Origin of the sequence: Pelomonas margarita, assembly GCF_043555875.1 — a bacterium.
GTDB classification, from domain to species: domain Bacteria; phylum Pseudomonadota; class Gammaproteobacteria; order Burkholderiales; family Burkholderiaceae_C; genus Pelomonas; species Pelomonas margarita.
This window is the reverse complement of sequence record NZ_JBIGHW010000004.1, coordinates 64187-90508: the sequence shown is the minus strand read 5'-3', so window position 1 is coordinate 90508 and position 26322 is coordinate 64187. Positions and strand designations below refer to the sequence as shown.

The following is a 26322-nucleotide window of genomic DNA, read 5'->3' as shown; positions in this document are numbered from 1 at the left end:
GCCTCGCTCAATCGATGGGCGTGAGCTTGGCTACCGACAGCGCCAGCCACTTGGTGCCATGCCGGCCGAAGTTGACCTGCGCTCGCGCATCGGCGCCCGCGCCTTCCAGCGTCAGCAGCACGCCCTCGCCGAACTTGGTGTGGAACACGCCCTTGCCCACGCGCAGGCCGCCGTGCTCCTCGGAGACCTTCTGCTTCATGCTGGCCGGCACCGGCGGCTCCACCCAGGCAGCCTTCTCGACGCGGCCCGCCCCCACCATGCCCTTGAGGCCGGAACCGCGGTCCCAGGCGTTCTGGTACTCCCGTGCAAAGCCCGAGCCGAAGCCCTGGTTGCGCGGCGTCAGCCACTTCAGCGCGTCCTCGGGCAGCTCGTCGAAGAAGCGGCTCTTGATGTGATAACGCGTCTGTCCGTGCAGCATGCGCGTCTGGCAGAAGCTCAAGGACAGCTTCTTACGCGCCCGCGTGATGGCCACATACATGAGGCGCCGCTCCTCCTCCAGCCCGTTGGGGTCGGACATCGCGTTCTCATGCGGGAACAGACCTTCCTCCAGGCCCGTGATGAACACCGCGTCGAACTCCAGGCCCTTGGCCGAGTGCACGGTCATCAGCTGCACGGCGTCCTGTCCGGCCTGCGCCTGGTTGTCGCCCGCCTCCAGCGAGGCATGCGTCAGGAAGGCCACCAGCGGCGACATGATCTCGCCGGTCTCGGCGTCGGGCACCGCGCCCGGCGTGCCAGGCTGGGCCGTCTCGTCCACCGGTAGGCCGACGGCGTTCTTGCCAAAGCCCTCCTGCATGACGAAGGCCTCGGCCGCGTTGACCAGTTCGTCCAGGTTCTCCAGCCGCTCGGCGCCGTCCTTGTCGGTGCGGTAGAAGTCCAGCAGGCCCGAGGTCTGCAGCACCTGCTCAATGATCTCGCGCAGCGTCATGCCCTGCGTGAGGTTGCGCGTGGAATCGATGAGGTTGGTGAAGGCCAGCAGGTTGGCGCCGCCCTTGCCGGCGATGGCGCTGACGCTCTGGTAGAGGCTGCGACCCGTGGCCTTGGCAGCGTCCTGTAGGTTCTCCAGCGTCTTGGCGCCGATGCCACGCGTCGGGAAGTTCACGACGCGCAGGAAGCTGGTGTCGTCGTTGGCGTTCTCCAGCAGGCGCAGGTAGGCCAGCGCGTGCTTGACCTCGGCGCGCTCGAAGAAGCGCAGGCCGCCGTAGACGCGGTACGGGATGCCCGAGTTGAACAGCGCCGACTCGATGACCCGCGACTGCGCGTTGCTTCGGTACAGGATGGCGATTTCCTTGCGGTCCAGCCCGCCGCGGTGCAGGTGCTGGATCTCCTCGATCAGCCACTGCGCCTCGGCGAAGTCGCTTGGCGACTCCTGCACGCGGATGGGCTCGCCCTGGCCGGCGTCGGTGCGCAGCGTCTTGCCCAGGCGCTGGCTGTTGCGGCTGATCAGCTCGTTGGCGGCATCAAGGATGTGGCCGAAGCTGCGGTAGTTCTGCTCCAGCTTGATGACGCGCTGAACGCGGTACTCGCGCTCGAAGTCGATCATGTTGCCCACGCGAGCGCCACGGAAGGCGTAGATGCTCTGGTCGTCATCGCCCACCGCGAGCAGGCTCTGGCCATGCGCCGAACCCGGCGGCGCGAACATCTTCAGCCACGCGTACTGCAGCTTGTTGGTGTCCTGGAATTCGTCGACAAGGATGTGGCGGAAGCGGTTCTGATAGTGCTCGCGCACGGCCGGGTTGTCGCGCAGCAGCTCGTAGCTGCGCAGCATCAGCTCGGCGAAGTCGACGACGCCCTCGCGCTGGCACTGGTCCTCGTAGTTGGCGTAGATCTCGGCGAGCTTGCGCGTCTGCTCGTCATGCACCACCACATCGCCCGGGCGCTGGCCGTCTTCCTTGCAGCCGGCGATGAACCAGCCCACCTGCTTCGGCACGAAGCGCTCCTCATCGAGCTTCATGGCCTTGATGACGCGCTTGACGGCCGAGGTCGTGTCGCTCGCGTCCAGGATCTGGAAGGCCTGCGGTAGGTGGGCCAGCTTCCAGTGCGCGCGCAGGAAGCGGTTGCACAGGCCGTGGAAGGTGCCGATCCACATGCCCCGCACATTGAACGGCAGCATCGTGGCCAGGCGCGTCTGCATCTCCTTGGCGGCCTTGTTCGTGAAGGTCACGGCCATCACGCCACCGGGGCTGACCTGGCCCGTGTTCAGCAGCCAGGCGATGCGGGTGGTCAGCACGCGGGTCTTGCCGGAGCCGGCGCCGGCCAGGATCAGGGCCGGCTCGGCCGCTGCCGTTACGGCGGCGAGCTGCTCGGGGTTGAGATTGCGCAGGAGGGGGCTGGAAGCAGCGTCGGCCGCGACACCGACAGGAGAAGAAGTCATACCGGCATTTTAGAGAGCCCCCCCCGGACGGGCTGGCGTCCGACACCGGGGCCCGACGGCGCTGGGGATACTGCGGGCTTTCCCGAAGTCCTGCTTGCCTTGATGACCCGTTCCACGCTCCTGCTCACCGCTCTCTGCCTCACCTGCCCAGCCGCCCTGGCCCAGGACACCCCCGACGGCCGCTGGCACGGCGGCCTCAGCCTTTCCGGCGCCCTGGCCAGCGGTAACACCAGCAGCCGCACGCTGGCCGCCAACGCCGACACCAGCCGCGCCACCGCCGACGACAAGATCAGCCTCTACGGCATCGCCAACTACGGCCGCAGCCGCGTCGGCGGGGTCAGCACCACCACCGCCGACCTGCTGCGCGTGGGCGGCCGCTACGACTTCAACCTCGGCGCTCGCTGGTTCTCCTTCGGCGGCGCCGAAGGCGAGACCAACGAGGCCGGCGGCGTGCGCGACCGCTACAGCCTCAACGGCGGCGTGGGCCACCACCTCGTGAAGAACGACGCCCACCTGTGGGACGTGTTCGCCGGTGTGGGCTACACCGACACCCGCGCCACCGACGGCACGCGCGCCGACGGCGCGCAGGCGCTGTTCGGCGAGGAGTCCAGCCACAAGCTCAGCGACACCACGTCGCTGAAGCAGCGCCTCGTCTACTACCCCGGCGGCGGTGAGCTCGGCGACCGAGCCACCTTCGACGCCGGCCTGGCCACCACCCTCAGCGGCAGCTGGACGCTGAACGCAGGCCTGTCCAGCCGCTACAGCAGCCGCGTCCCGGCGGGCACCCGCAAGACGGACAACCTGCTGACCATGGGCTTCGGCTACAAGTTCTGAGGCAGCTGCCGCCCCAGCGCGCTCAACGCCCGCGCCGCACCTTGCCGGCCCGCCCGGCCTTGCTCCACTCGTAGGCTTCGCCGTCGGGCGTCTTGCCGCCCTCCACGGCGGCCACGCCGGGCCGGCCGACGTGGTCGGCCAGTTCGGTGGAAATGCTCACATGGCCATGCCCCTGGCGGCGCTGCGCCTCGGCGCAGGCCAGCGCCTGCGTCAGCTCGTGGCCGGCGAAAAACTCGCACGCCGGCCGCCAGTCCGGGCCATCCGCCTCCAGCCAATACACCACGATGCCCACAGGCGCCTCCTTGCCATGAAGGCCACAGCGTAGCGCGCCGCGCACCAGCAGCGTGCGACCCCTGCGCCAGACCCGGGCGGCCGCACGCCGGCGGGGCCTGCAGCGCGGCCAACGCTGGCATGCGAATTGCGCGCCCCCGCGCATGACCAGCCCCCAGGGAACCCGTGTACCACCCGCCCTCGCCCTTGCTCCCGCACAGCGCATGCCCAGCCTCGCGCCAGGGATGACGGAGCTGGAGCGCGCCGCCGGCTTCGGCCAGTGGTGGCATGACCCGCTGACCGGCCAGACGCAGCTGTCGCCCGTGGCCTGCGACTACCTGGAGCTGCCCGGCGCGGCCGAGGTGCCCGACAACCTGTACGCCTGCTTCGGCCATGTGGTGGAGGAGGACCTGCCCGGGCTGATGCGGCTGTGGACGGCCCCGCAGGCACAGGCGCCGCTGGACATACGCGTCATCGGCCTGGCGCGCGGCATGCGCTGGCTGCGTGTGACGCCACTGCCGCCCGACCCGCTGCGCCCGCGCTGGCGCCGGGGCCTGCTGCAGGACGTGACCGACCTAACCCACGCCGCCGTCCGCGAGCGCCTGGGCTATGCGCTGACCGAGTACCTCGTCGGCACGCACACGCTGCAGGACGCCATCACCAACGTCATCCAGCTGATCTGCCGCAACCTGGGCTGGGAATGGGGCGCCTACTGGCGCATGGAAGACGCCGGCGACGCGCCGGGCCAGCTGCACTGCCGCCACTTCTGGCACCCGCCGGACCGCGACCTGGAGCAGTTCAGCGTCGTCAGCGCCGACCTGGGCATGGCGCCGGGCGAGGGCCTGGTGGGCCGTGTGTGGGCCACCGGCCAGGCCGAGTGGGTGGAGGACATGAGCACCGATGCACGCTTCCTGCGGCGCGGCAGCGCGCAGATGTGCGGGCTGTGGTCAGGCTACGTGTTCCCGGTGACCTACGCATCCGACGACGGCAGCCAGCACTGCCCCGGCGTGCTGGAGTTCTACAGCAGCCTGGCGCGCCAGCCCGACGCGCAGCTGCCCAAGGTCTCGGCCACCATCGGCGCGCTGATCGCACAGACCGCGCAGCGGCTGGAGACCGAGGCCGTCATCCGCCGCCTGGCCCAGGTGGACGAGATGACCGAGCTGGACAATCGCGGCTACTTCTACGCCCAACTCAACCAGCATTGCGCGCTCAGCCAGCGCCAGGGCCGGCGCTTCGCGCTGATGTTCATCGACCTCGACCGCTTCAAGCCCATCAACGACGCCTTCGGCCACGAGGCCGGCAACGCCGTGCTGCAGGGCTTTGCGCGCCGGCTGCAGGCCCTCGCCCCGCCGCCCGCGCGCGTGGGCCGGCTGGGCGGCGACGAGTTCGCGGTGCTGGTGCCCGACAGCGGCAACGAGCAGGCCCTCGCCACGCTGGTGGATGCCGTGCTGGCCGCCGCCAGCCGGCCCTTCCTGTACGAGAACGTGGCACTCAACGTGTCGGCCAGCATCGGCGTGAGCCGCTTCCCGGAGAACGGCATCACCGGCCCCGAGCTGCTGCGCAGCGCTGACGCGGCCATGTACCGCGTCAAGCAGAACGGCCGCAACGGCAGCACGGTGTTCTCCACCAGCAGCCCCGACACACTGGCCCAGCAGCGCGCCAAGCTGGCCCAGCACCTGGCCATCGAGACCGCGCTGCACGAGGCGCTGCAGACCGGTCAGCTCTACCTGCTGTACCAGCCCATCGTGGACATCGCCTCGGGCGCGCTGCACGGCGTGGAGGCGCTGATCCGCTGGCACCGGCCCGATGGCGAAACCGTGCCGCCGGACGTCTTCATCCCCATCGCCGAGCAGAGCCACCTCATCATCGACATCGGCCGCTGGGTGCTGGGCCAGGCGCTTCGCGACCTGGCCCTGCTGCAGCGCAGCGGCCTGGCCGCGCTGAAGATCCACGTCAACATGGCCGCCTCGGAGTTCACCAGCAGCGCGCTGCCGCAGATGCTGCGCACGATGTCGGCCGAGCTGGCCGTACCGCCGTCGCAGGTGGTGCTGGAGCTGACCGAGAGCATGCTGATGCGCCAGCCCGAACAGGTGAAACGCGTGATGCACCAGCTGCGCGACATCGGCTTCGAGATCTCGCTGGATGACTTCGGCATGGGCCATTCGTCGCTGGCCATGCTCAAGAGCCTGCCCATCAGCTCGCTGAAGATCGACCGCAGCTTCGTGCGCGACCTGCCCACCGGCGAGCGCGACCGCGCCATCGCGCAGACCATCGTGGGCCTGGGCCAGCACCTGCAGCTGGAGGTCATCGCCGAGGGCATCGAGAGCGCCGAGCAGCGGGCCGTGCTGGCCGACTGCGGCTGCCGTTTCGGCCAGGGCTGGCTGCTGGGCCGGCCGCTGCCGCTGCAGGGGCTGATCGCCGCCTTCCCGAACGGCCGCCCCCGCTGAGCCGCCCGACCGGTACAGTCGGCGCGCAAGCCCGGTGACGGCGCCGGCAGCAGGCGCAGGCCAGGGGCGGAAAGGCAAGCGATGGACATCTCCACCTTCGTGGCGGCGGCAGCCCACGACATGAAGAACTCGGTCAGCGTCATCTCGGCCTACCTGGAAGACGCGCTGCAGCAGCTGGCCCGCACCGACGCCCCGCCCGGCGCGGCCGAGTCCACGGCCCAGGCCCTGTACGAGACGCAGCGTGTCAACGGCAACCTCGTGCAGATGATGGCGCTGTTCAAGATCGAGGAAGGCATGTACCCCTTCCAGCCGCAGCCGGTGGCGCTGGACGAATTCGTCGACGAACTGCTGGCGCGCGTGCGGCCGCTCGTGAAGCTCAAGGGCCTGACGCTGCAAGTGCACGCACAGGCCGCGCCGCCCGACTGGGTGTTCGACCGCGACCTGATCGACAGTGTCGTCGTGCAGGCGCTGTTCAACGCGGTGCGCTACGCGCGCCACACCGTGGCCCTGTGCCTGCAGCCCACGGCCGACGGGCTGGCCATCGAGGTGGCCGACGACGGCCAGGGCTTCCCCGCCTTCATGCTGGCGCAGGGCTTTCCCACGCGCCAGGGCATCGACACCCGCACCGGCAGCACCGGCCTGGGCCTGTACTTCGCGCGGCTGGCCGCCGGCCTGCACCGCCACGGCGACGCCAGCGGCAGCACCGTTCTCGCCAACGGCGGCGAGTTCGGAGGCGGCCGCTTCATCCTGCAGCTGCCATGAAAGAAATGCCCGCTCACCTGGACCCGCTGCGCAGCCTGGACTTCCTGCTGGTGGAGGACTTCGAAGCCATGCGCAGCGTGCTCAAGGGCCAGTTGCTGCGCAGCGGCGCCCGCCGTGTGGACACCGCCAGCGACGGCCGCGACGCGGCCGGCATGCTGGCCGCGCGCCGCTACGGCGTCGTGCTGTGCGACTACAACCTCGGCGCCGGCAAGAACGGCCAGCAGCTGCTGGAGGAAGCCCGCCTCAGGGGCTGGGTGGACGCCGCCACCGTGTGGCTGATGATCACCGCCGAGAAAACCAGCGCCATGGTCTCGGCCGCCGCCGAGGACGCGCCCGACGACTACCTGCTCAAGCCCATCACCGAGAACATGCTGCAGACGCGGCTGCTCAAGCTGGTGGAGCGCAAGACGGCGCTGGCCGGCATCGCCACCGCGATGAAGGCGCGTGACTGGCGCGGCGCGCTCAAGCTGTGCGAGGAACAGATCACCGCCGGCAGCAAATGCCTCGCCGAGCTGCTGCGCCTGCAGGCCCAGATCCACCAGAAACTGGGTGACTGGGCGCGCGCCCAGGCCGTCTACGAAGGCGTGCTGCAGCGCGGACCTATCGCGTGGGCGCGGCTGGGGCTGGCCCAGGTGCGCGCGCAGGCCGGTGACCTGGCCGCCGCCCGCACGCTGCTGCAGACCGCCGTACGCGAGCACCCGCAGTACCTGGAGGCCTACGACGAGCTGGCCCAGGTGCTGCACGCACAAGGCGACGAGGCGCAGCAGCTGGCGCTGCTGGAGCGCGCCGTGGCGCTGTCGCCCAACACGGCGCAGCGCCAGTCCGCGCTGGGCGTGGCCGCGCTGGCCCAGGGCCAGCACGAGCTGGCCGAGCGCGCCTTTGCCCGCGCCATCAAGCTGACCGAGCACAGCGCCGTCGAGACGCTGGACCCCTTCCTGGGCATGGCCCGGCTGCACACCGAGGCCGGCTACCCTGGCGAGGCACAGAAGCTGCTGGCCACGATGACGCAGCGCTACGACAGCCACGATGCCCAGCTGCTGGCCAAGGCCGAGACCGTGCGGGCCGTGCAGGCCACGGGCGACGCCGAGGCCGCCGCCCGGTTGGCGGCCGAGCTGGTGGGGTTGAGTGCCGACGAGACCTCCGACCACGCCGCAGAGCTGGCCGTGCGCATCGCCGAGACGCTGATCGAGGCCCAGCAGGCCGACGCCGCGACGCGGCTGCTGCAGCACGTCACGCGCAACAACTACGACGACGAGCGCCTCATCCAGCGCTCGCAGCGCGCCTTCGAGCGCCTGGGCCTGGGCGCCAGCGGCGGCGAGCTGGCCGCGGCCGCGCGCCGCGAGGCCACCCATGCGATGAAGGACGGCATGCAACGCATGGCCGACGGCGACCCGCAGGCCGCGCTGGAAAGCCTGCGCAGCGCCAAGATCTCCATGCCGCGCAACGCCCGCGTGCTGCTGAACTTTGCCGCCGTCGCGATGACCGTGCTGCAGCGCCATGGGCGCTCGGCCGCGCTGGAGGCCGAGGTGCAGCAGAGCATCCAGACCGCCCAGGCCCTGCGCCCCGGCGACCCGCGTGCGGCCGAGTTGCTGCAGCAGCTGTCGCGCTGGACCGCTGAGTCGTGAGCCCGCCCGCAGGGCATGATGCGCCCCCGATGAACGCGACCACCCCCTGCCCTTGCGGCCTGCCTGCCCCCTATGCCGACTGCTGCGGCCGCCTGCATGCCGAACACGCCGCCAGCGGCCGGCTCGCGGCCGCCACGCCCGAGGCGCTGATGCGCTCGCGCTACAGCGCCTTCGTGCGGGACCTGCGGCCCTACCTGCTGGCCAGCTGGCACGCCAGCACCCGGCCGGCCGCGCTGGAGCCGCCCGAGCCGGGCCTGCGCTGGCTGGGCCTGAGCGTCAAGCGCCAGACGCTGCAGGACGCCGAGCACGGCCTCGTCGAATTCGTCGCGCGCAGCAAGCTGGGCGGCCGCGCCTACCGGCTGCACGAGGTGAGTCGCTTCGTGCGCGAGGACGGCCAGTGGTTCTACATCGACCGCGACATCGGCGGCGCCTGACGACCTTGACACTGACCCTGCTCTATCAGGACGAGCACCTCGTCGCGATCGACAAGCCGCCGGGGCTGCTGGTGCACCGCACGCAGCTGGCGGCGCGCGAGGGCGAGGCCGCACTGCAGCTGCTGCGCGACCAGCTGGGCCGGCCCGTGTGGCCCGTGCACCGGCTGGACCGCGGCACCTCGGGCGTGCTGCTGTTCGCGCTGTCGGCCGAGGTCGCCTCGCTGCTGGGAGCGATGTTCGAGCAGGGCCGCATGGACAAGCGCTACCTGGCCCGGGTGCGCGGCTGGCCGAGCGCGGACGCCGGCCTCATCGACCACCCGCTGGCCCGCGACCCCGAGCTGCCCTCGGCCGGCCAGCCGCTGCTGGCGGCACAGACGCGCTGGCGCGTGCTGCAGCGCGAGGAGTGGCCCGTCAGCACCGACCCGCGCTTTGCCACCACCCGCGTGGCGCTGCTGGCGGCCGAGCCGCTGCAGGGGCGGCGGCACCAGATCCGCCGCCATCTCAAGCACATCGCCCACCCCATTCTCGGCGACGCCACGCACGGCAAGGGCCCGCTGAACCGGGCTGTTGCGGCCCACCTGGGTCTGAACCGGCTGTGGCTGCATGCCGAGCACCTGGCGCTGACGCACCCGGTCAGCGGCGCGGCGCTGACGCTGCAGTCGCCGGCCTGGGGGCCGGCACCGGTCGCGGCTGCTGCGGTGCCACCAGCCAGCGCGCCCGGATGCGCGCCAGCTCCCCCTGCGCATCCAGCCGCAGGATGGCCTCGTTGATGCGCCGCACGGCGGCCTCGTCGAAGCGCTTGCGGCTGCGCCTGTAGGCCACCACGTCACGGCTGACCGGCCCGGCCAGCGCAACCAGGGCCAGCCCGTCGGCCTGTGCCGCATGCAGCACGGCCAGCCGGTCGCCCAGCAGCACATCGCCCCAGTCATAACGCAGCAGCTCCAGGCCCTTGGCGTCGTCCGCGAAGGTGGTGAGCCGCTCGCGCGCCGCGAACGCATCGACGCGCATGAAGGCCGCGAACTCCTCGCGGCGCGAGCATAGGGGCCAGGTCAACGCGGCGCGAGTACCTTCACGTCCAGCCCCGAGGCCTGGCCCTGCCAGCGGTACAGGCGCTGTGTGGCGGGCTGGAAGTCCTCGGGCCGCGCGCTGCGGATGGGCACAAAGGTCTGCGGGTTGCGGTCGATCAGCGGGAACCAGCTGCTCTGCACCTGCACCATGATGCGGTGGCCGCGGCGGAAGCTGTGGTTCACGTCCTGCAGCGTCACGCGCAGTTCCTCCACCTGCCCGGGCACCATGGCCCGTGGCGTCTCGAAGCCATGGCGAAAGCGCCCGCGCAGCGGGTCGCCGCGCACCAGCTGCTGGTAGCCGCCCAGCGGCGCTTCGGGCGGCTCGACGTCATCGCTGCGCGGCTTGCGCTTGCGGGCGGCGTCCTCGTCCAGCTCGGGCGGGTAGACGTCGATGAGCTTGACCACCCAGTCGGCGTCCGTGCCGGTCGTGGACGCGAACAGCCGCGCCACGAGCGGGCCGGCGATGACGACGTCCTCCTCCAGCACCTCGCTGCGAAAAGTCAGCACGTCCGGCCGCGTGGCAGCGAAGCGCTGGTCGCTGACCATGTATTCCTGCGGCACGCCCAGGGCGGCATAACCGACGAAAGGCACGGGCTTGTTGGGATCGCTGACCCAGCTGTCGAACGCGGGCGCCGTGTCGACGGGCGGCGTGAAGCTCAACCGGCCGCCGGGCGCGAAGTACAGCGTGCGCGGCTGCGCCTCGCGCGGCGGCCAGGCCTCGTAGCGGCGCCACACGTTGGTGCCGGTCTCGAACACCGTGGCCCGGGCCGGTGGCGACTTGGGCGTCTTCACCTCGCCATCGGAGCGCAGGTGCTGCTCGAAGAAGGGCAGCAGCACTTCCTTCTGAAACTGCTCCGACGTGGGCTGCTGGAACTGCACGCGGCCCAGTTGCCGGCCCGGCGCGCCGACCCAGCCGCCATGAACCCAGGGCCCCATGACGAGGCGGTTGTCCGTCGCCGGGCTCTGCTTCGCGATGGCACGGTGGATGGCCAGCGGGCCGGCGAGATCCTCGGCATCGAACCAGCCGCCCACCGTCAGCACGGCGGCGCGGATGTTCTTCAGGTGCGGCGTGATGGCGCGGGCCTGCCAGAAGGCGTCATAGGTGTCGTGCTGGATCTGCACATCGAAGTACGGGTTGGGGCCGCCGTCACGGGCCAGCCGGGCCGACAGCGCGTCCAGGTTGCCGTGCTGCAGGTAGAACTCGTAGCCATCCAGCGTGCCCCAGTCGAACGACGGCCAGCTCTTGGGCGGTAGCACCGGCGTGCGCTGCGGCTTGAAGCCGGTGTAGAAGCCAAAGTTGGCGGCCAGCATGAAGGCGCCGCCGTGATAGCTGTCGTCGCCCATGTAGAGATCGGCGATGGGCGCCTGCGGCGAGGCGGCCTTGATGGCGGGGTGGGAGTCGATGATGGAAGCCGCCGTGTAGAAGCCCGGGTAGGAAATGCCCCACAGGCCAACGCGGCCGTTATGGCCTGGCACGTGCTCCAGCAGCCATTGCACGCTGTCATGGGTGTCGGCGCTCTCGTCCACGTCGGCCGCCGACTTCTTGACCGGCTTGTGCGGCGTCATCTCGATGAACTCGCCCTCCGACATGTGTCGCCCGCGCACGTCCTGGCAGACGAAGATGTAGCCCGCTTTCAGGAAGTCCTCGTTGGGCGCGAGGCGCCGCACGCCGTCGCGGTCAACGCCGTAGGGCCCGCAACCGTAGGGCGTGCGCACCATCAGGAACGGGTGGCGACGGCTGGCGTCCTTGGGCACGTAGACCGCGGTGAACAGCTTCTTGCCGTCGCGCACCGGCACGCGGTACTCGTACTTGGTGTAGTGCTCGCGCGGCTCGTAGGCGGGCACGTCGGCATGGGCCGGGGCGATGGCGCCGAGCGCAGACGCCAGCAGGCACGACAGCGCGACGCGGCGCAACGGATGAAGGGCTTGGGCAGCAGGCATGACCGGAGTCTGACACCACGGGCCGCGCCGCCCACGGCGCCGACAGCGCCGTGGTCCTGCCGGAAACCCTGAGCCGCCGCCCCTGCCTCAGCCGGCGCGCGTGCTGAACACGCTGACCTCATCGGCCAGCCGCTGCGCCTGGTCGCGCAGGCTCTCGGCCGCAGCGGCGGACTGCTCCACCAGCGCGGCGTTCTGCTGCGTGACCTGGTCCAGCTGGCCCACGGCCTGGTTGACGCGGCCGATGCCCTCGCTCTGCTCGGCGGCGGAGCGCGCGATGTCGCCGATGAGCTGGGCCACTTGCTGGGCAGCGCCCTCGATCTCGCGCATGGCCGTGGCCGCCGACACCACCAGGCCCGAGCCGGCCTGCACTTGCTCGGTGGACTGCGCGATAAGCCGCTTGATGTCGCGCGCAGCCTCGGCGCTGCGCTGGGCCAGCGCGCGCACCTCGGAGGCCACGACGGCGAAGCCCCGGCCTTCCTCGCCCGCGCGGGCCGCCTCGACGGCCGCGTTCAGCGCGAGGATGTTGGTCTGGAAGGCGATGGAGTCGATGAGGCCGGTGATGTCGGCAATGCGGCCGGCGCTGGCGTCGATGGCCTGCATGGTGGTTTCCACCTGCTGCACCACACCCGCGCCGCGCGAGGCCGAGCCGGCCGCGCCGCTGGCCAGCGCGTGGGCCTGGGTGGCGGAGTCGGCGGTCTGGCGCACGGCCACGGTCAGCGAGTCCATGGATGAGGCGGTGGACTGCAGGCTGGCCGCCATCTTCTCGGTACGCACCGACAGGTCCTGGTTGCCGGCGGCGATCTCGGCGCTGGCACCGTCGATGCTCTTGGCCGCCGTCTGCACCTGGCGCACCACGCCGTGGATGCGGTCCACCGCGTCGCGCAGCAGCCCGGCCGTGCCCTCGGCGCTGGTGATGTGGCCGGTGTCCAGGTTGATGCGCTCATGCGCCGTGAGGTGCTCCACCAGGCCCACCAGCGCCGACTGCTCGGCCGCGCGGCGGTACATCTGGCGCGCGATCAGCAGCTCGAACACGGTCTGCCCCACCACATAGCCGGCATGCACCATCACGCGCGAGAAGCCGGGCTCGGTCAGGCAGTACACGCCCATGCCGGACGCCTGCAGGCGGTCGAACAGCACATGGTGAACGGCAATCGCCGCCGCGCCGGTGACGATGGGCGCCCAGTGCCGGTAGGCGAGCAGAAAAGCCAGCGTGACGAACACGCCGAAATGAAACTCCAGCATGCCGCGCGCCAGCTGGATCTGCAGCGCCACCATGCCCATGGCCGCCACAGCCATGGTGTGGGCTGACAGCGCCGTGCCGCCGGCAGTCAGGTGGGCCGCCAGCGCGGCACCGGCGAGCACCACGCTGCCCCCGATGGCCAGGCCGATACCGCCGAAGTGCAGGCCCAGCGCCAGCGCGATCAGCACGTGTACCGCCAGACCCATCAACATCATCTGGTCAGCTTCTCGCCATGAGGCCTGCCGCGCGCTCTCGCGCTCGCCCTGACCTGCCTGCCCGGTTGCGCTGCTCATACCCTGTCTCCTCGGATCGTTGTCGGAGACGCCATGCTAGGAGTGCAACACCCTGGTCGGCAAGTCATCCGAACTTGACGGCGTAGATGGGTGGCAGGTGGGCCGAGACGGTCTGCCAGCTGTCGCCGCCGTCGCCGCTGGCCCACAGGCCGCCGGTGGTGGAGCCCATGATGAGCTGCTCACCGGTGTCGTCCACGGCCAGGCCGTGGCGGTAGATCAGGTCGTAGCAATGCTGCTGCGGCAGGCCGTTGCGCAGCACGTCGAAGGTCTTGCCGCCGTCGCGCGTGCGGGTCACGCACAGTGCGGCGTCGACGGGGATGCGGCGCTCGTCCTTGATGGCCGGCGCGAACCAGGCCGTGCCAGGCTCGCGCGGGTGGGCGGCCACGGCGAAACCGAAGCTCGACGGCTGGGCCTGCAGCTCGTCCCAGCTCGCGCCGTTATCGGTGGAGCGGAAGATGCCGCAATGGTGCTGACACCACAGCACTTCGGGCGCATCACGGCAGCGGGCGATGAGGTGCGGGTCCTGCGAGTTTTCGTCGCCAGCCAGCTCGGGCGGCATGAAGTCGGCCCGCATGCCCTTGGCGCGCAGCGCCCAGCTGGCGCCGCCGTCAGTCGTGCGCCAGGCGCCGCCGCAAGACACGCCGATCAGCAGCTCCTGCGGCTGCGTGGGATGCGGGCAGATGGAGTGCAGCGCCGGATTGGGGTTGCCGCCCCCCATCCACTCGGTGCGGCGCGGGTCGCGCCACAGCGCTTCGGCCAGCTGCCAGGACTCACCCCGGTCATGGCTGACGAACAGCCCGCCCGGCACGCTGCCGCACCATATGGCGTCGCCCGCGCGCTCCAGCGCGAACACCTGCTCTAGCTTCCAGGCCGGGCCCTCGGCGCCGTCGGGCTGCGGCGGGAAGCTGGGCGCCGCCACCTCGCGCCAGGTCTGACCGGCGTCATCGCTGGCCTGCAGCTTGGCGCCGAAGTGGCCGAGATTGAGCCCGGCCAGCATGTGGCCAGAGGCGTCGGGCGGCAGCAGCATGGTGACCGGGTCGGCGGTGAAGCTCAGGTTCTCCACTTGCCAGCTTGCGCCACGGAGACGAAGTTCGAACAGGCCTTTGCGGGTCGCGGCCCAGGCGCGATCAGTTGCCATCTCAACCTCCAGAGAGTGCTTGCAGAACATGAACCCGGCTGTCGGGGCCAAGGGGGTCGGTCAGGCCGCGCAGGTCGCGCGCGCGCCGGCCATCGATGAAGACGACCACGTTGGGCCGCACGTGGCCCTGGTCGTCGAGGATGTAGCCACGCAGGCGGGGATTGATCGCGAACGCGGCCGCCAGGCCGTCGCCCAGCTGCGTGGCGGCGGTGTCGAGCACGGGCGTCTCGACGAAGCGATGCAGTTGCGGCGTGAATTCGATGCGGGCCATGGGATGACGACGAACAGGACCGGCTCGATTCGACGGCGTCGCCCCTGCGATGGCACCGGGGATTACCCGCAACGAGAATGCCGGCGATGAACGCTGGTGTCCTCTATGCCCTCGGCGCCTACCTGAGCTGGGGACTGTTTCCGCTGTACTTCCGTCAGATCGCCGCCATCCCGGCGCTGCAGATCGTGGCGCACCGGACGCTGTGGTCGCTGGCCTTCGTGGCCGTGGTGCTGCTGGTGACCGGCCACCTGCGCTGGCTGCGCGAGGTGCGTGCCGCCACCTGGCGGCGCTTCACGATCTCGGCGCTGCTGATCGCCGTGAACTGGCTGACCTATGTGTGGGCGGTGGGCCATGGCCACGTCATCGACGCCAGCCTGGGCTACTTCATCAACCCGCTGGTCAACGTGGCGCTGGGCTTTGCGGTGCTGCACGAACGGCCGCGCCCGGTGCAGTGGCTGGCCGTGGGCCTGGCGGCGTTCGGCGTGCTGTGGCTGACGGTGGCGGCCGGCCGGCTGCCCTGGATCGCGCTGGTGCTGGCGGTCAGCTTCGGCCTCTACGGCCTGATGCGCAAGACGGCGACGCTGGGCGCCATCGAGGGCCTGGCGCTAGAGACGCTGATCCTCGCGCCGCTGGCGCTGGCCGGGCTGGCCTTCTGGGCGCAAGCCGGCTCACTGGCCGGACAGACCGCGGTGGACTGGGTCTGGCTGATCGGCACCGGGCCGGTGACGGCCGGGGCGCTGCTGCTGTTTGCGGCCGGAGCGCGCCGCATTCCGCTGGCCACGCTGGGCATCGTGCAATACGTGTCGCCGACGCTGCAGTTCCTGCTGGGCGTGTTCCTGTTCCAGGAGGCGATGGACGCGACGCGGCTGGTCGCGTTCGGCTTCATATGGGCGGCGCTGGCTGTCTACAGCGCGGAAGGCCTGTGGCAGGCCCGCCGCGCGGCAGTCGCCCGGCCGGCTTAGCTGCGCATCAGGTGGTCGAAGGCGCCGAGGGCCGCCTTCGCGCCGTCGCCGGCGGCGATGATGATCTGCTTGAAGGGCACGGTCGTCACGTCGCCAGCCGCGAACACGCCGGGCACCGAGGTCGCGCCCTTGGCGTCCACGATGATCTCGCCGTGCTTACTCAGCTCCACTGTGCCGCGCAGCCACTCGGTGTTGGGCACCAGGCCGATCTGCACGAAGCAGCCGTCCACCTCCACGCGCCGGGCCTCGCCGCTGACGCGGTCGGTGTAGTTCAGGCCGTTGAGCTTGCCACCGGCGCCAGTGAACTCGGTCGTCTGCGCGTTGGTGATGATGGTCACGTTGGGCAGGCTGCGGGCCTTGGCCACCAGCACGGCGTCGGCGCGCAGCTGGTCACCGTACTCGATCAGCGTCACGTGCTTGACGATGCCGGCCAGGTCGATGGCGGCCTCCACGCCCGAGTTTCCGCCGCCGATGACCGCGACCGGCTTGCCCTTGAACAGCGGGCCGTCGCAATGCGGGCAGTAAGCCACGCCCTTGTTTTTGTACTCGGCCTCGCCGGGCACGTTGACGTTGCGCCAGCGCGCGCCGGTCGACAGGATGACGGTCTTGCCCTTGAGCGTGGCGCCGTTGGCCAGCTGCACCTGGATCAGGCCGCCAGGCTCGGTGGCGGGGATGAGCTTCTCGGCGCGCTGCAGGTTGTGGATGTCGACCTGGTAGTCCTTGACATGGCCCTCCAACGCAGCCGCGAACTTGGGGCCGTCGGTCATGGACACGGAGATGTAGTTCTCGATGCCCAGCGTGTCGTTCACCTGGCCGCCGAAACGCTCGGCCGCCACCCCGGTGCGGATGCCCTTGCGCGCCGCGTACACGGCGGCCGCCGCGCCAGCAGGGCCACCGCCGACGATGAGCATGTCGTAGGGCCCCTCTGCGTCCAGCTTCTTGGCATCGCGAGCGGCGGCGCCAGTGTCGAGCTTGGCCACGATCTCCTCCAGGCTCATGCGGCCCGACGCGAAGGGCTTGCCATTCAGCCACACGGCCGGCACGGCCATGATGTCGCGGCCCTCGACCTCGCTCTGGTACAGGCCGCCGTCGATGACGGTGGTGCGCACGCGCGGGTTGACGATGGCCATCAGCGACAGCGCCTGCACCACGTCCGGGCAGTTGTGGCAGGTCAGGCTCATGTAGATCTCGAAGTCGTAGTCGCCGTCCAGCGCCTTGACGGCGTCGATCTGGGCGGGCTCGACCTTGGGCGGGTGGCCGCCGGTCCACAGCAGGGCCAGCACCAGCGACGTGAACTCATGGCCCAGCGGTATGGCCGCGAAACGCAGACTCTGCTCGGTGCCAGTGCGGCGCAGCAGGAAGGACGGCGTGCGCGCGTCGGTGCCGTCGGTGCGCAGCGTGATCTTGTCGTTCATGCTGGCGATCTCGTCCAGCAGTTCGCGCATCTCAGCGCTGCTGGCCGAGTCGTCCAGCGAGGCAACGATCTCGAAGGGAAGCTTGACGTGGTCCAGGTAGCCCTGGAGCTGGGTCTTGAGGGCGGCGTCCAACATGGTGAGGTCCTTTCAGTGAGGCGTGGCGAGTCCGGCCACTGCTGAAAGGGTCCCCGCACCGAAGCGGCCGGAGGCCCTTTCAGCAGAACCTGAGGGGCTCTGCGGAGGGAAGGAGCCCTCCCGGGCTCCTTGCAAGCGACATCTTGATCAGTTGAGGTCGGAGCTTGCCGCTGCGCGACGAGGTCCAACCCTAAAGTTCATCAGTTAGATCTTGCCGACCAGGTCCAGAGACGGGGCAATGGTCTTGGCGCCTTCCTTCCACTTGGCCGGGCAGACCTGGCCGGGGTTGGCGGCGGTGTACTGGGCAGCCTTCAGCTTGCGCAGGGTTTCCGACACGTCGCGGGCGATCTCGTTGGAGTGCACTTCAGCGGTCTTGATCACGCCTTCCGGGTTGATCACGAAGGTGCCGCGCAGCGACAGGCCTTCTTCGGGGATGTGCACGCCGAAAGCGTTGGTCAGCGTATGGGTCGGGTCGCCCACCAGCGGGAACTTGGCCTTGCCGACGGCCGGCGAGGTCTCGTGCCACACCTTGTGCGAGAAGTGCGTGTCGGTCGTGACGATGTAGACCTCGGCGCCCAGCTTCTGGAACTCGGCGTAGCTGTCGGCCGCGTCTTCGACTTCGGTCGGGCAGTTGAAGGTGAAGGCAGCCGGCATGAAGATCAGCACGGACCACTTGCCTTTCAGCGTCTCGTCGCTGACGGTGATGAACTTGCCGTTGTGGAAGGCTTCGGTCTTGAAGGGCTGGACTTGGGTGTTGATCAGGGACATGAAACGCTCCGTGGGGGCGGGTTGATGGGATAGACGGAACTATAGATAAAACCTGTTTTCGGTTGAAAACATTTATCAAATGACCGTTATTGGCGCTGCCTATGGCGCCCGCCCGAAACGGCGTACCGCGCCCCTCAGCGCAGGGCGCCCGCCAGTGCGCTGACGATCTGGTCCTGCTGGGCGTCGGTGAGATCGGCGCTCATCGGCAGGCTCATCACCCGGCTTGCCGCAGCCACGCTGTGGGGGCAGGACTCGGGCTGCGCGTAGCGGGCATAGGCGGGCTGGTGATGCAGCGGCCGGGGGTAGTGAACGGCTGTCGGGACGCCGGCTTGCTTGAGGCGCGCCTGCACGGCATCGCGATCGTCGACGAAGACGGTGTACTGCGCCCAGACGCAGTCGCGGTCGCCCCGCACGGCCAGCCGTTGCAGGTCAGGCGCGGCAGCTTGCAGCTTGCGCGCGTAGGCATCGCCCAGCGCCAGGCGACGCTCGATCTCCCAGCTGAAACGGTCCAGCTTGCCCAGCACGACGGCGCACTGCAGCGTGTCCATGCGGCCGCCCACGCCCAGCCGGGTGTGCAGGTAGCGCTGGCTCTGGCCGTGGGTACGGATCTCGCGGCAGGCCTGGGCCAGCCGGTCGTCGCTCGTGAAGATGGCGCCGCCGTCGCCGTAGCAGCCCAGCGGCTTGCTCGGGAAGAAGCTGGTGCAGCCGAAGGTGGAGAGGTTGCAGCTCTTCTTGCCCGGCCCGCCGCCGGGCCGCCCCAAGGCGGGCGCGCCCCCTCGGGGGGCAGCCGGCGTACTCGCCGACGTGGGGGCACCCCAGTACGTCGCACCGAAGCTCTGCGCGGCGTCTTCGATGACGGCGAGGCCATGCTTGGTCGCAATCGCGTTGATCACGTCCATGTCCGCCACTTGGCCATACAGGCTGACCGGCATGATGGCCTTCGTCTTCGCCGTGATGGCCGCCTCGATCAGCGTCGCATCGATGTTGGCCGTATCCGCCTCGATGTCGACAAACACCGGCACGCCGCCGGCCAGCACGATCATCTCGGCCGTCGCCGCGAATGTGAACGGGCTGGTGATGACTTCGTCGCCGGGCTGCAGGTCCAGCGCCATCAGGCAGATCAGCAGCGCCTCGGTGCCACTGGCGACGCTGATGCAGTGCTTGGCGCCCGAGTAGGCCACCAGCGCCGCCTCCATCTCCTCGACCTCGGGACCGAGGATGTACTGGCCGTGATCCAGCACGGCCTGGATGCGAGAGTTGATGTTGTCGCGCAGGGCCGCGTACTGGCTCTTGAGGTCGATGAAGTCCATCAGATCAAAGTGAGTTGCTGCCCGGTCAGGCGGTAATGGTCGCCCGTGTGCGGGCAGGTGGCTTCGACGGGATCGGCACTCTTCACGGGCAGCGCCAGCTTCTCGCCGAAGCGGCTCATCCAGCCGATCTGCTTCGCCGGCACACCCACCATCAGCGCGAAGTCGGGCACGTCGCGGTTGATGACGGCGCCAGCGCCGATGAAGGCGTGGCGGCCGATGGTGGTGCCGCAGACGATGGTCGAGTTGGCACCCAGCGTCGCGCCCTGCTTCACCAGCGTGCGCCGGTACTCGTCCTTGCGCGTGACAGCCGAACGCGGGTTGTAGACGTTGGTGAACACCATGCTGGGGCCGCAGAACACGTCGTCCTCCAGCGTCACGGCGTCGTAGACCGAGACGTTGTTCTGGATCTTGACGTTGTTGCCGATGGCGACGTCGTTGCCAACATAGACGTTTTGGCCGAACGAGCACTTCGCGCCGATGCGCGCGCCAGCCGAGATGTGAACGAAATGCCAGACGCGGCAGTCGTCGCCCAACTGGGCGCCGTCATCGACGATGGCCGAGGGGTGAATCGTGGTGGCCATCAGTCGCGCCCGCCGGGTCGCCCCAAAGGCGCGAGCGCCCCCTCGGGGGGCAGTGAACGAAGTGAACGTGGGGGCATATCAGTAGTGCAGCGGCAGGTTGATGCGCTTGCCGTCGCGGGCACTCATGTACATCGCAATCAGCAGCTCCAGCGACTTCAGGCCCTCGCGGCCGTCCGTTTCAGCCTGTGCCTCGCCGCGCAGCGTGTTGATGACGTTGTCGTAGTACGCAGGGTGGCCGAAGCCATAGACGGAGGTCGTCTGGTAGCTCGCATCGGCCACCTGCGCGTCCATGTCGTGCGGCGCGTCGAACTGCCACTCCTTGATCTCGTTGACCGCCAGGCCGCCGATGCGCGCCGTACCCCTCTCGCCCAGCAGCGTGATCGAGCCTTCGAGGTTCTTCGGGTAGGTCAGCATGCTGACGTTGACCGTGCCCATCGCGCCGCTGCGCCATTTCAGCGCGGCGACGCCGCTGTCTTCGACCTCGATGTTGCGCGCCAGCGTGCCGGTGTACGCCATGACGCTCTCCACCGGGCCCACGATCCAGTCCAGCAGGTCGATGTAGTGGCTGGCCTGGTTCATGAACGCGCCGCCGTCGAACTCCCAGGTGCCGCGCCAGTCGGCGCTGTCGTAGTAGGCCTGGGGGCGCGTCCAGAACACGTTGACGGCCACGTTGTAGAGCCGCCCGAAGCGGCCTTCGGCCACGGCGCGCTTGAGCAGCTGCAGCGTCGAATTGCGGCGATTCTGCTTGACGACGAACAGGCGCACGCCGGCGTCGTCGCAGGCCTTGACCATGGCCAGGCCGTCCTGCCAGCGCGTGGCCATGGGCTTCTCGGTCATCACATGCAGGCCGGCCGCGGCGGCCTCGATGGCCTGGCGCGGGTGCAGGCCGCTGGGCGTCGTCAGCACGACGCAGTCGATGGCCAGCTCGTCCTTGGCCGCCAGCAGCGCCGTCAGCGACGAAAAGCCGCGCGCACCCGTCTTGGCCACGGCTTCGGCAAGGGCTGCCGCGTCGATGTCGCAGGCCGCTACCAGCTCCGCCCGATCGGCATGACGCCTGACGGCTTCGATGTGGTTCTGCGCGATGCGGCCGCAGCCGATCAACGCGAAACGGACCTTGCGGCCCTGGACGGGCGGGCGGGACGTGGGCATGGGCAATCTGGGGAACTCAATCCCCGGATTGTCCGATCAAAGACCGGTCTCCAAAGCCAGCAGTTCCTCGACTGTCTGGCGGCGACGGATCAGGCGGCTGGCGTCGCCGTCCACCAACACCTCAGCCGCCAGCGGCCGGCTGTTGTAGTTGCTGGACATGGACGCGCCGTAGGCACCCGCGTCGTGGATGACCAGCAGGTCGCCGACCTGCGCCTCGGGCAGCGGGCGCGTCAGCACCTCACCGCCGGCCGCCTGCGTGAACACGTCACCCGACTCGCACAGCGGGCCGGCGACGACGGACTCGCGCACGGGCCGCGCGACGCCGTCGCGAGGCAGCAGCGTCATCGCATGGAAGCTGCCGTACATCGCGGGCCGCATCAGCTCGTTGAAGCCAGCATCCACTAGCACGAATCGGTTAGCGCCGGCGTTCTTGACCGCCCTCACCTCCGCCAGCAGCACGGCGCTCTCGGCGACGAGGTAACGACCGGGCTCGAGCTCCAGCGTCAGCGCATGGCCTACCAGCGCCTCGGCTTCGCGGCGGGACGCATCCCACAGGCCGAAGTAGTGGTCCACGTCGATGCCGGCGTCGCCCTCGCGATAGGGAATGGACAGGCCGCCGCCGGCCGAGATGGCGTGCAGGTCATGGCCGGCGTCGACGGCCTGCTTCACCAGGCCCACCATCGCCTGCCCGACCTGGGCCAGATGGCCGTAGTCCACGCCGGAACCAATGTGCATGTGCAGGCCGACGAGCTTCAGGCCGTACTGGCGGATAGCGCCCAGCGCCGCGGCGAGGTCGGCGTGCCAGATGCCGTGCTTGCTGTGCTCGCCACCGGTGTTGGTCTTGTGGCTATGGCCGTGGCCGAAGCCGGGGTTGATGCGCAGCCAGACCGGGTGGCCGGCCGACACGGCGCCCAGTTGGTGCAGCATGTCGATGGAACCGGCGTTGACCGGGATGCGGTGCTCGGCGACGGTGGCCAGCGTCGCGTGGTCCAGCAGGTCGGCCGTGAAGACGATCTCGTCGCCACCCGGTTGGTAACCCGCCGCCAGCGCGCGCAGGATCTCGCCTCGCGACACGGAGTCCACCTTGACGCCGACCTCGCGCAGCAGCTTCAACACGTGGATGTTGGAGCAGGCCTTTTGCGCGAAGCGAACGACGTCGAAACGCTTCAGCGACGCGGCACGGGCGCGGATGGTAGCGGCGTCGTAGACCCACAGCGGAGTGCCGTGGTCGGCGGCCTGGGCTTGCAGGCGGGCGGGCGTGAGGGCGGCAGGCAGGGGCTTTGTCATGGTTCGCAGCATGCCGCCCGCCGTCCATTCAATCAAATTGCAATTTGTCGTTGGACAATCCAATCCCGATATGGATATCCAGCACCGCCACATCGAAGTCTTCCGCGCCGTCATGACGGCTGGCAGCGTCACCGCCGCCGCAGCGCTGCTACACACGTCACAGCCCACGCTCTCGCGTGACCTGGCGCGGCTGGAGCAGCTGCTGGGCTACGCGCTGTTCGACCGTGAACGGGGCCGATTGAAGGCGACGGCGCGGGCGCGGGCGCTTTTCGACGAGGTGGAGCGCAGCTTCCAGGGCCTGGCCCGCGTCATCGAGCGCGCCGAGGCGCTGGGCAGATCGGAGGACACGGAACTCAGCGTGCTGAGCCTGCCGGCGCTGAGCCACGCGCTGCTGCCCGGCGCGCTGACCAAACTGCTGACCGGGCATCCGAGCGCCAACGTGTCCATCACGCCCGCCGAGCCACCACTGTTGGACGCATGGATGGGCGAGCAGCGTTTCGACCTCGGCCTGGCCGAGCAGGCCACGCCGTTACCCGGCGTGCGGGTGGAGCCGCTGCTGCAGGCCGATGAAGTGGCCGTGCTGCCGGCTGGTCATGCACTGGCATCGCGCAAGCGGCTGGCGCTGAAGGACTTCGACGACCAGTACTTCATCAGCCTGGCCGAGGACGATCCCTACCGACGCGAAATCGACGCACGCTTCGACGCGGCGGGCGTGAAGCGGCGACTGCGGCTACAGACACACAGCGCCGTGGCCGTCTGCGAACTGGTGCGAGCAGGCTTGGGCGTGGCCATCGTGAACCCGTTGACCGCGGCAGCCTGTTCCGGCCCAGGTCTCGAAGTGCGGCCGTTGACGGTGTCGATTCCCTATCGTGTCAGTGCGCTGATCCCGCTGCACCGACCCGCGCAACCGCTGGTCGATGCCTTGCTCAGCGCGCTGCGGAGCGGGCAACCACCGTCGGCTTCGCGCCAAAGCGCTTGACGATGCTGGCCTCGATGCCGGCGGCATCCAGCCCGCAAAGGCTCATCAGCTTGGCCGGGTCGCCATGCTCGACGAACTCGTCCGGCAAGCCCAGCTGCAGCACCGGAATCGTGATTCCGGCAGCGTTCAGCGCCTCGGTCACCGCGCTGCCTGCACCGCCCATGAGGCAACCGTCCTCGACGGTGACGAGGGCGTCGTGCGTGCGTGCCAGCTCGGCGACAAGCTCGGCATCCAGCGGCTTCACGAAACGCATGTTGGCCACCGTCGCATCCAGGCGCTCCGCCGCTTCCAGTGCGGGGTAGAGCAGCGTGCCGAACGCCAGCACGGCGATACGCTGGCCGGTGCTCTGGGACTCACGGCGCACTTCGCCCTTTCCCCAGGGCTGGGCCGTCATCTGCTTGACCGGCACGACGCCGGCACCGGCGCCGCGCGGGTAGCGCACCGTGACCGGGCCGTTGTGCAAGAAGCCGGTGTACAGCGCCTGGCGGCATTCGTCCTCGTCGGCCGGCGTCAGCACAGCCATGTTGGGAATGCAGCGCGTGTAGGCGATGTCGTAGTTGCCGGCATGCGTTGCACCGTCGGCGCCGACGAGGCCGGCACGGTCCAGCGCGAACAGCACCGGCAGGTTCTGGATGGCCACGTCGTGGACCATCTGATCGTAGGCGCGCTGCAGGAAGGTCGAATAGATCGCGACGACCGGCTTGAGGCCTTCGCAGGCGAGGCCCGCGGCGAAGGTCACCGAGTGCTGCTCGGCGATGCCGACGTCGTGATAGCGCTGCGGGAAGCGCTTGTGGAACTCCACCATGCCCGAGCCCTCGCGCATGGCCGGCGTGATACCGACGAGGCGCGGATCGGCCTCGGCCATGTCGCACAGCCAGTCGCCGAACACCTGCGTGAACGTCGTCTTTGGCTTCGTTGCCGGCGTGACGAAGCCCACAGCGGGGTCGAACTTGCCGGAGGCGGCGTGGTACTTGACCGGATCCGCCTCGGCCAGCTTGTAGCCGGCGCCCTTCTTCGTGACGATGTGCAGGAACTGCGGGCCGCGCTTGTCGCGCAGGTTCTCCAGCGTCGGCACGAGGGAGTCGAGGTCATGGCCGTCGATGGGGCCGACGTAGTTGAAGCCGAACTCCTCGAAGATCGTGCCCGGCACGACCATGCCCTTGGTGTGCTCCTCGAACTTACGCGCGAACTCGTACAGCGGCGTGTTCTTCAGCACGCTCTTGGCGCCCTCGCGAGCGGCCGCGTAGAAGCTGCCGCTCATCAGGCGGGCCAGGTACTTGTTCAGCGCGCCGACGGGCGGACTGATCGACATGTCGTTGTCGTTCAGGATGACGAGCACGTCGCCCATCAGGCCGCCATGCGCCACACCGGCGTTGTTCAGCGCCTCGAAGGCCATGCCGGCCGTCATCGAGCCGTCGCCAATGATTGCGACGGCCTTGCGATCCTCGCCCTTGATCTTGGCCGCCATGGCCATGCCGTGGGCGGCGGAGATGCTGGTGGACGAGTGGCCGGTGCCGAAGGTGTCGTACTCGCTCTCATCGCGGCGCGGAAAGCCGCTGATACCGCCCAGTTGGCGCAGCGAGCCCATGCGGTCGCGACGGCCGGTCAGCACCTTGTGCGGGTAGGTCTGGTGGCCCACGTCCCAAACCAGCCGGTCTTCCGGTGTGTTGAAGACGTAGTGCAGCGCCACCGTCAGCTCGACGGTGCCGAGGTTGGAGCCGAGATGACCGCCGGTCTTGGAGACACTCTCCAGCACATAGGCGCGCAGCTCATCGGCAACCTTTTTGAGGTCGGTGCGCGGCAGCCGGCGCAGGTCGGCCGGGCTGTTGATGCCGTTCAGCAGCGTGTAGTCCATGGCGGTGCCCTCTTGTTAGTTCACGCGCTCGACGACCGAGTCGGCCAGCAGCCTCAGGTGGCTGACGTCGGCCAGGCCGCTGGCGGCCAGCGCCGCCTTGGCCTCGGCACGCAGCGCCTGTGCCAGCGCTCGGGCCGGCTCCAAGCCCAGCACGCTGACATAGGTCGGCTTGTTGGCGTCCTGATCCTTGCCAGCAGTCTTGCCCAGCACGGCGGAGTCCTGCGTCACGTCCAGGATGTCGTCGACGACCTGGAAAGCCAGGCCCAGCGCGGCGCCGTAATCCGACAGCGACTTGGTCGCCAGTGCAGACGCCGGCCCGCAGGCCGCCCCCATCATGACGCTGGCCTGCAGCAGCACACCGGTCTTGCGGCGGTGCATGTCGCGCAGCGTGCATTCGTCAAGCTGCTTGCCAATGCTGGCCAGGTCGATGGCCTGACCGCCTGCCATGCCGTCATAGCCCGACGAGCGGGCCAACAGCGCGCACAGCCGCGCCTGCAACGCAGGGGCGATGCCTTCGTCGGGCGTCAGTACGTCGAAGGCCAGCGCCTGCATCGCGTCGCCGGCCAGCATGGCCTGGGCTTCACCGAAGGCCACATGCGTCGTCGGCTTGCCGCGGCGCAGCACATCGTTGTCCATGCAGGGCATGTCGTCATGCACCAGCGAATAGGCGTGGATCAGTTCAACGGCGCAGGCCGCACGCATCGCCGCAAAGGCATTGCCCTCGACGGCAGCGCAGCTCGCCAGCACCAGCAGCGGCCGCAGCCGCTTGCCACCGCCGAGCACGGCATAGCGCATCGCTTCGCCCAGGCCCGCAGGCGCGCGGGCGGGCACGAGCTCGTCCAGCGCCGACTCGACGGCGCCCAGCGACTGGTCAACCCAGTGGCCGAAGTCTTTTGCTTCCATGTTCAGGAGCCCTCCCAGGCCTTCAGCTCGTTGCCGTCCAGCAGCTTCACCTGCTGCTCCACGGCCTGCAGCCGGCCACGGCACAGGGCCAGCAGTTCGGCGCCACGCTTGTAAGCCTGCAAGAGCTGATCCAGCGGGAGCTGCTGGCCCTCCATCGCCGCCACCAAGCGTTCCAGCTCGTCGAGCGCCTGCTCGTAGCTGGTTTCAATGCCGTCTGTCGCGGCGGGCTTGGTGCGGGAAGAGGGCTTTGTCATTTCAAAACGCGAAACGGCAATTGTAGTCAGC

General features: G+C 69.5%; 23 protein-coding genes. 8 read left to right on the top strand and 15 right to left on the bottom strand.

Annotation, left to right across the window (positions count from 1 at the left end; translation table 11 throughout):
- Positions 1-7: 7 nt before the first annotated feature.
- Positions 8-2371, bottom strand: a complete 2364-nt coding sequence (locus ACG0Z3_RS08920; protein WP_394396949.1) for a UvrD-helicase domain-containing protein — start codon at positions 2369-2371, stop codon at positions 8-10.
- 102 nt (positions 2372-2473) lie between these two features.
- On the opposite strand from ACG0Z3_RS08920, the gene ACG0Z3_RS08915 reads away from it, so the two are divergent.
- Positions 2474-3205 carry a DUF481 domain-containing protein gene (locus ACG0Z3_RS08915; RefSeq protein WP_394396948.1) on the top strand — a complete coding sequence of 244 codons (732 nt, stop codon included), beginning with the start codon at positions 2474-2476 and terminating at the stop codon, positions 3203-3205.
- Positions 3206-3227: 22 nt separating this feature from the next.
- Here the strand turns inward: ACG0Z3_RS08915 and ACG0Z3_RS08910 are convergent, their stop codons facing one another.
- Positions 3228-3497: a hypothetical protein gene (locus ACG0Z3_RS08910; protein ID WP_394396947.1), complete on the bottom strand. Its 270-nt coding sequence runs from the start codon at positions 3495-3497 to the stop codon at positions 3228-3230.
- A 202-nt stretch (positions 3498-3699) separates the two neighbouring features.
- On the opposite strand from ACG0Z3_RS08910, the gene ACG0Z3_RS08905 reads away from it, so the two are divergent.
- The 5 genes from ACG0Z3_RS08905 to ACG0Z3_RS08885 all read left to right on the top strand — a co-directional run bounded on the left by ACG0Z3_RS08905 (position 3700) and on the right by ACG0Z3_RS08885 (position 9513).
- Positions 3700-5922 carry a putative bifunctional diguanylate cyclase/phosphodiesterase gene (locus ACG0Z3_RS08905; RefSeq protein ID WP_394396946.1) on the top strand — a complete coding sequence of 741 codons (2223 nt, stop codon included), beginning with the start codon at positions 3700-3702 and terminating at the stop codon, positions 5920-5922.
- An 81-nt stretch (positions 5923-6003) separates the two neighbouring features.
- Positions 6004-6684, top strand: coding sequence for a sensor histidine kinase (locus tag ACG0Z3_RS08900; RefSeq protein WP_394396945.1), 681 nt, complete (start codon positions 6004-6006; stop codon positions 6682-6684).
- Positions 6681-8309, top strand: coding sequence for a response regulator (locus ACG0Z3_RS08895; protein WP_394396943.1), 1629 nt, complete (start codon positions 6681-6683; stop codon positions 8307-8309). The genes ACG0Z3_RS08900 and ACG0Z3_RS08895 overlap by 4 nt, the downstream gene beginning before the upstream one ends.
- A 29-nt stretch (positions 8310-8338) precedes the next feature.
- Positions 8339-8743: a YchJ family protein gene (locus ACG0Z3_RS08890; protein ID WP_394396942.1), complete on the top strand. Its 405-nt coding sequence runs from the start codon at positions 8339-8341 to the stop codon at positions 8741-8743.
- A 5-nt stretch (positions 8744-8748) separates the two neighbouring features.
- Positions 8749-9513: a pseudouridine synthase gene (locus ACG0Z3_RS08885; RefSeq protein WP_394396940.1), complete on the top strand. Its 765-nt coding sequence runs from the start codon at positions 8749-8751 to the stop codon at positions 9511-9513.
- A gap of 279 nt (positions 9514-9792) precedes the next feature.
- Here the strand turns inward: ACG0Z3_RS08885 and ACG0Z3_RS08880 are convergent, their stop codons facing one another.
- The 4 genes from ACG0Z3_RS08880 to ACG0Z3_RS08865 form a co-directional block, all read right to left on the bottom strand.
- Entirely contained in the window at positions 9793-11751 is a 1959-nt protein-coding gene (locus ACG0Z3_RS08880) for a CocE/NonD family hydrolase (RefSeq protein ID WP_394396939.1), read from the bottom strand.
- A gap of 87 nt (positions 11752-11838) precedes the next feature.
- Positions 11839-13284: a methyl-accepting chemotaxis protein gene (locus ACG0Z3_RS08875; RefSeq protein ID WP_394396938.1), complete on the bottom strand. Its 1446-nt coding sequence runs from the start codon at positions 13282-13284 to the stop codon at positions 11839-11841.
- A gap of 64 nt (positions 13285-13348) precedes the next feature.
- Positions 13349-14422: a WD40/YVTN/BNR-like repeat-containing protein gene (locus ACG0Z3_RS08870; protein WP_394396936.1), complete on the bottom strand. Its 1074-nt coding sequence runs from the start codon at positions 14420-14422 to the stop codon at positions 13349-13351.
- Between the two features lies 1 nt (position 14423).
- On the bottom strand, positions 14424-14693 hold the full coding sequence (locus ACG0Z3_RS08865; protein ID WP_394396934.1) for a MoaD/ThiS family protein: 270 nt from the start codon (positions 14691-14693) through the stop codon (positions 14424-14426).
- 86 nt (positions 14694-14779) lie between these two features.
- Between ACG0Z3_RS08865 and rarD the strand changes: the two genes are divergently transcribed.
- Positions 14780-15655: an EamA family transporter RarD gene (rarD, locus tag ACG0Z3_RS08860; RefSeq protein WP_394396933.1), complete on the top strand. Its 876-nt coding sequence runs from the start codon at positions 14780-14782 to the stop codon at positions 15653-15655.
- Here rarD and ahpF read toward each other — a convergent pair.
- From ahpF to lysA, 6 genes are all read right to left on the bottom strand, one after another.
- Entirely contained in the window at positions 15652-17205 is a 1554-nt protein-coding gene (gene ahpF / locus ACG0Z3_RS08855; protein ID WP_394396932.1) for an alkyl hydroperoxide reductase subunit F, read from the bottom strand. The two genes, rarD and ahpF, sit on opposite strands and share 4 nt — an antisense overlap.
- 204 nt (positions 17206-17409) lie before the next feature.
- Positions 17410-17973 (bottom strand): alkyl hydroperoxide reductase subunit C, encoded by a 564-nt coding sequence (ahpC, locus tag ACG0Z3_RS08850; RefSeq protein ID WP_394396931.1) that lies wholly within the window; start codon positions 17971-17973, stop codon positions 17410-17412.
- A gap of 134 nt (positions 17974-18107) precedes the next feature.
- The gene (locus ACG0Z3_RS08845) at positions 18108-19283 is read right to left on the bottom strand and encodes a DegT/DnrJ/EryC1/StrS family aminotransferase (RefSeq protein ID WP_394396930.1); all 1176 of its coding nucleotides are present in this window, start codon (positions 19281-19283) and stop codon (positions 18108-18110) included.
- On the bottom strand, positions 19283-19864 hold the full coding sequence (locus ACG0Z3_RS08840; protein ID WP_394396929.1) for an acyltransferase: 582 nt from the start codon (positions 19862-19864) through the stop codon (positions 19283-19285). The genes ACG0Z3_RS08845 and ACG0Z3_RS08840 overlap by 1 nt, the downstream gene beginning before the upstream one ends.
- 78 nt (positions 19865-19942) lie before the next feature.
- A complete protein-coding gene (locus tag ACG0Z3_RS08835; RefSeq protein WP_394396928.1) occupies positions 19943-21013 on the bottom strand; it encodes a Gfo/Idh/MocA family protein in 1071 nt (356 codons plus the stop codon).
- A 36-nt stretch (positions 21014-21049) separates the two neighbouring features.
- Entirely contained in the window at positions 21050-22300 is a 1251-nt protein-coding gene (gene lysA / locus ACG0Z3_RS08830) for a diaminopimelate decarboxylase (RefSeq protein WP_394396927.1), read from the bottom strand.
- Between the two features lie 70 nt (positions 22301-22370).
- Between lysA and ACG0Z3_RS08825 the strand changes: the two genes are divergently transcribed.
- Complete coding sequence (locus tag ACG0Z3_RS08825) at positions 22371-23279, top strand: LysR family transcriptional regulator (RefSeq protein WP_394396926.1); 909 nt, start codon at positions 22371-22373, stop codon at positions 23277-23279.
- On the opposite strand, the gene dxs is transcribed toward ACG0Z3_RS08825, so the two are convergent.
- From dxs to xseB, 3 genes are read right to left on the bottom strand one after another with little or no spacing between them, the layout of a single operon-like run.
- Entirely contained in the window at positions 23227-25134 is a 1908-nt protein-coding gene (dxs, locus tag ACG0Z3_RS08820; RefSeq protein WP_394396924.1) for a 1-deoxy-D-xylulose-5-phosphate synthase, read from the bottom strand. The genes ACG0Z3_RS08825 and dxs overlap by 53 nt on opposite strands.
- Before the next feature lie 15 nt (positions 25135-25149).
- Positions 25150-26037, bottom strand: coding sequence for a polyprenyl synthetase family protein (locus ACG0Z3_RS08815; protein ID WP_394396922.1), 888 nt, complete (start codon positions 26035-26037; stop codon positions 25150-25152).
- A gap of 2 nt (positions 26038-26039) precedes the next feature.
- Positions 26040-26291 carry an exodeoxyribonuclease VII small subunit gene (xseB, locus tag ACG0Z3_RS08810; RefSeq protein WP_394396920.1) on the bottom strand — a complete coding sequence of 84 codons (252 nt, stop codon included), beginning with the start codon at positions 26289-26291 and terminating at the stop codon, positions 26040-26042.
- Positions 26292-26322: the final 31 nt, after the last annotated feature.

Bases quoted from the DNA above. Each gene is read 5' to 3' on its own strand.
- ACG0Z3_RS08825 (WP_394396926.1), top strand. From the start codon at position 22,371: ATGGATATCCAGCACCGCCACATCGAAGTCTTCCGCGCCGTCATGACG.
- dxs (WP_394396924.1), bottom strand. From the start codon at position 25,134: ATGGACTACACGCTGCTGAACGGCATCAACAGCCCGGCCGACCTGCGC.
- ACG0Z3_RS08905 (WP_394396946.1), top strand. From the start codon at position 3,700: ATGCCCAGCCTCGCGCCAGGGATGACGGAGCTGGAGCGCGCCGCCGGC.
- ACG0Z3_RS08845 (WP_394396930.1), bottom strand. From the start codon at position 19,283: ATGGACTTCATCGACCTCAAGAGCCAGTACGCGGCCCTGCGCGACAAC.
- ACG0Z3_RS08915 (WP_394396948.1), top strand. From the start codon at position 2,474: ATGACCCGTTCCACGCTCCTGCTCACCGCTCTCTGCCTCACCTGCCCA.
- lysA (WP_394396927.1), bottom strand. From the start codon at position 22,300: ATGACAAAGCCCCTGCCTGCCGCCCTCACGCCCGCCCGCCTGCAAGCC.
- ahpF (WP_394396932.1), bottom strand. From the start codon at position 17,205: ATGTTGGACGCCGCCCTCAAGACCCAGCTCCAGGGCTACCTGGACCAC.
- ACG0Z3_RS08865 (WP_394396934.1), bottom strand. From the start codon at position 14,693: ATGGCCCGCATCGAATTCACGCCGCAACTGCATCGCTTCGTCGAGACG.
- ahpC (WP_394396931.1), bottom strand. From the start codon at position 17,973: ATGTCCCTGATCAACACCCAAGTCCAGCCCTTCAAGACCGAAGCCTTC.
- ACG0Z3_RS08835 (WP_394396928.1), bottom strand. From the start codon at position 21,013: ATGCCCACGTCCCGCCCGCCCGTCCAGGGCCGCAAGGTCCGTTTCGCG.
- ACG0Z3_RS08880 (WP_394396939.1), bottom strand. From the start codon at position 11,751: ATGCCTGCTGCCCAAGCCCTTCATCCGTTGCGCCGCGTCGCGCTGTCG.
- xseB (WP_394396920.1), bottom strand. From the start codon at position 26,291: ATGACAAAGCCCTCTTCCCGCACCAAGCCCGCCGCGACAGACGGCATT.
- ACG0Z3_RS08920 (WP_394396949.1), bottom strand. From the start codon at position 2,371: ATGACTTCTTCTCCTGTCGGTGTCGCGGCCGACGCTGCTTCCAGCCCC.
- rarD (WP_394396933.1), top strand. From the start codon at position 14,780: ATGAACGCTGGTGTCCTCTATGCCCTCGGCGCCTACCTGAGCTGGGGA.
- ACG0Z3_RS08870 (WP_394396936.1), bottom strand. From the start codon at position 14,422: ATGGCAACTGATCGCGCCTGGGCCGCGACCCGCAAAGGCCTGTTCGAA.
- ACG0Z3_RS08840 (WP_394396929.1), bottom strand. From the start codon at position 19,864: ATGGCCACCACGATTCACCCCTCGGCCATCGTCGATGACGGCGCCCAG.
- ACG0Z3_RS08890 (WP_394396942.1), top strand. From the start codon at position 8,339: ATGAACGCGACCACCCCCTGCCCTTGCGGCCTGCCTGCCCCCTATGCC.
- ACG0Z3_RS08815 (WP_394396922.1), bottom strand. From the start codon at position 26,037: ATGGAAGCAAAAGACTTCGGCCACTGGGTTGACCAGTCGCTGGGCGCC.
- ACG0Z3_RS08875 (WP_394396938.1), bottom strand. From the start codon at position 13,284: ATGAGCAGCGCAACCGGGCAGGCAGGTCAGGGCGAGCGCGAGAGCGCG.
- ACG0Z3_RS08900 (WP_394396945.1), top strand. From the start codon at position 6,004: ATGGACATCTCCACCTTCGTGGCGGCGGCAGCCCACGACATGAAGAAC.
- ACG0Z3_RS08895 (WP_394396943.1), top strand. From the start codon at position 6,681: ATGAAAGAAATGCCCGCTCACCTGGACCCGCTGCGCAGCCTGGACTTC.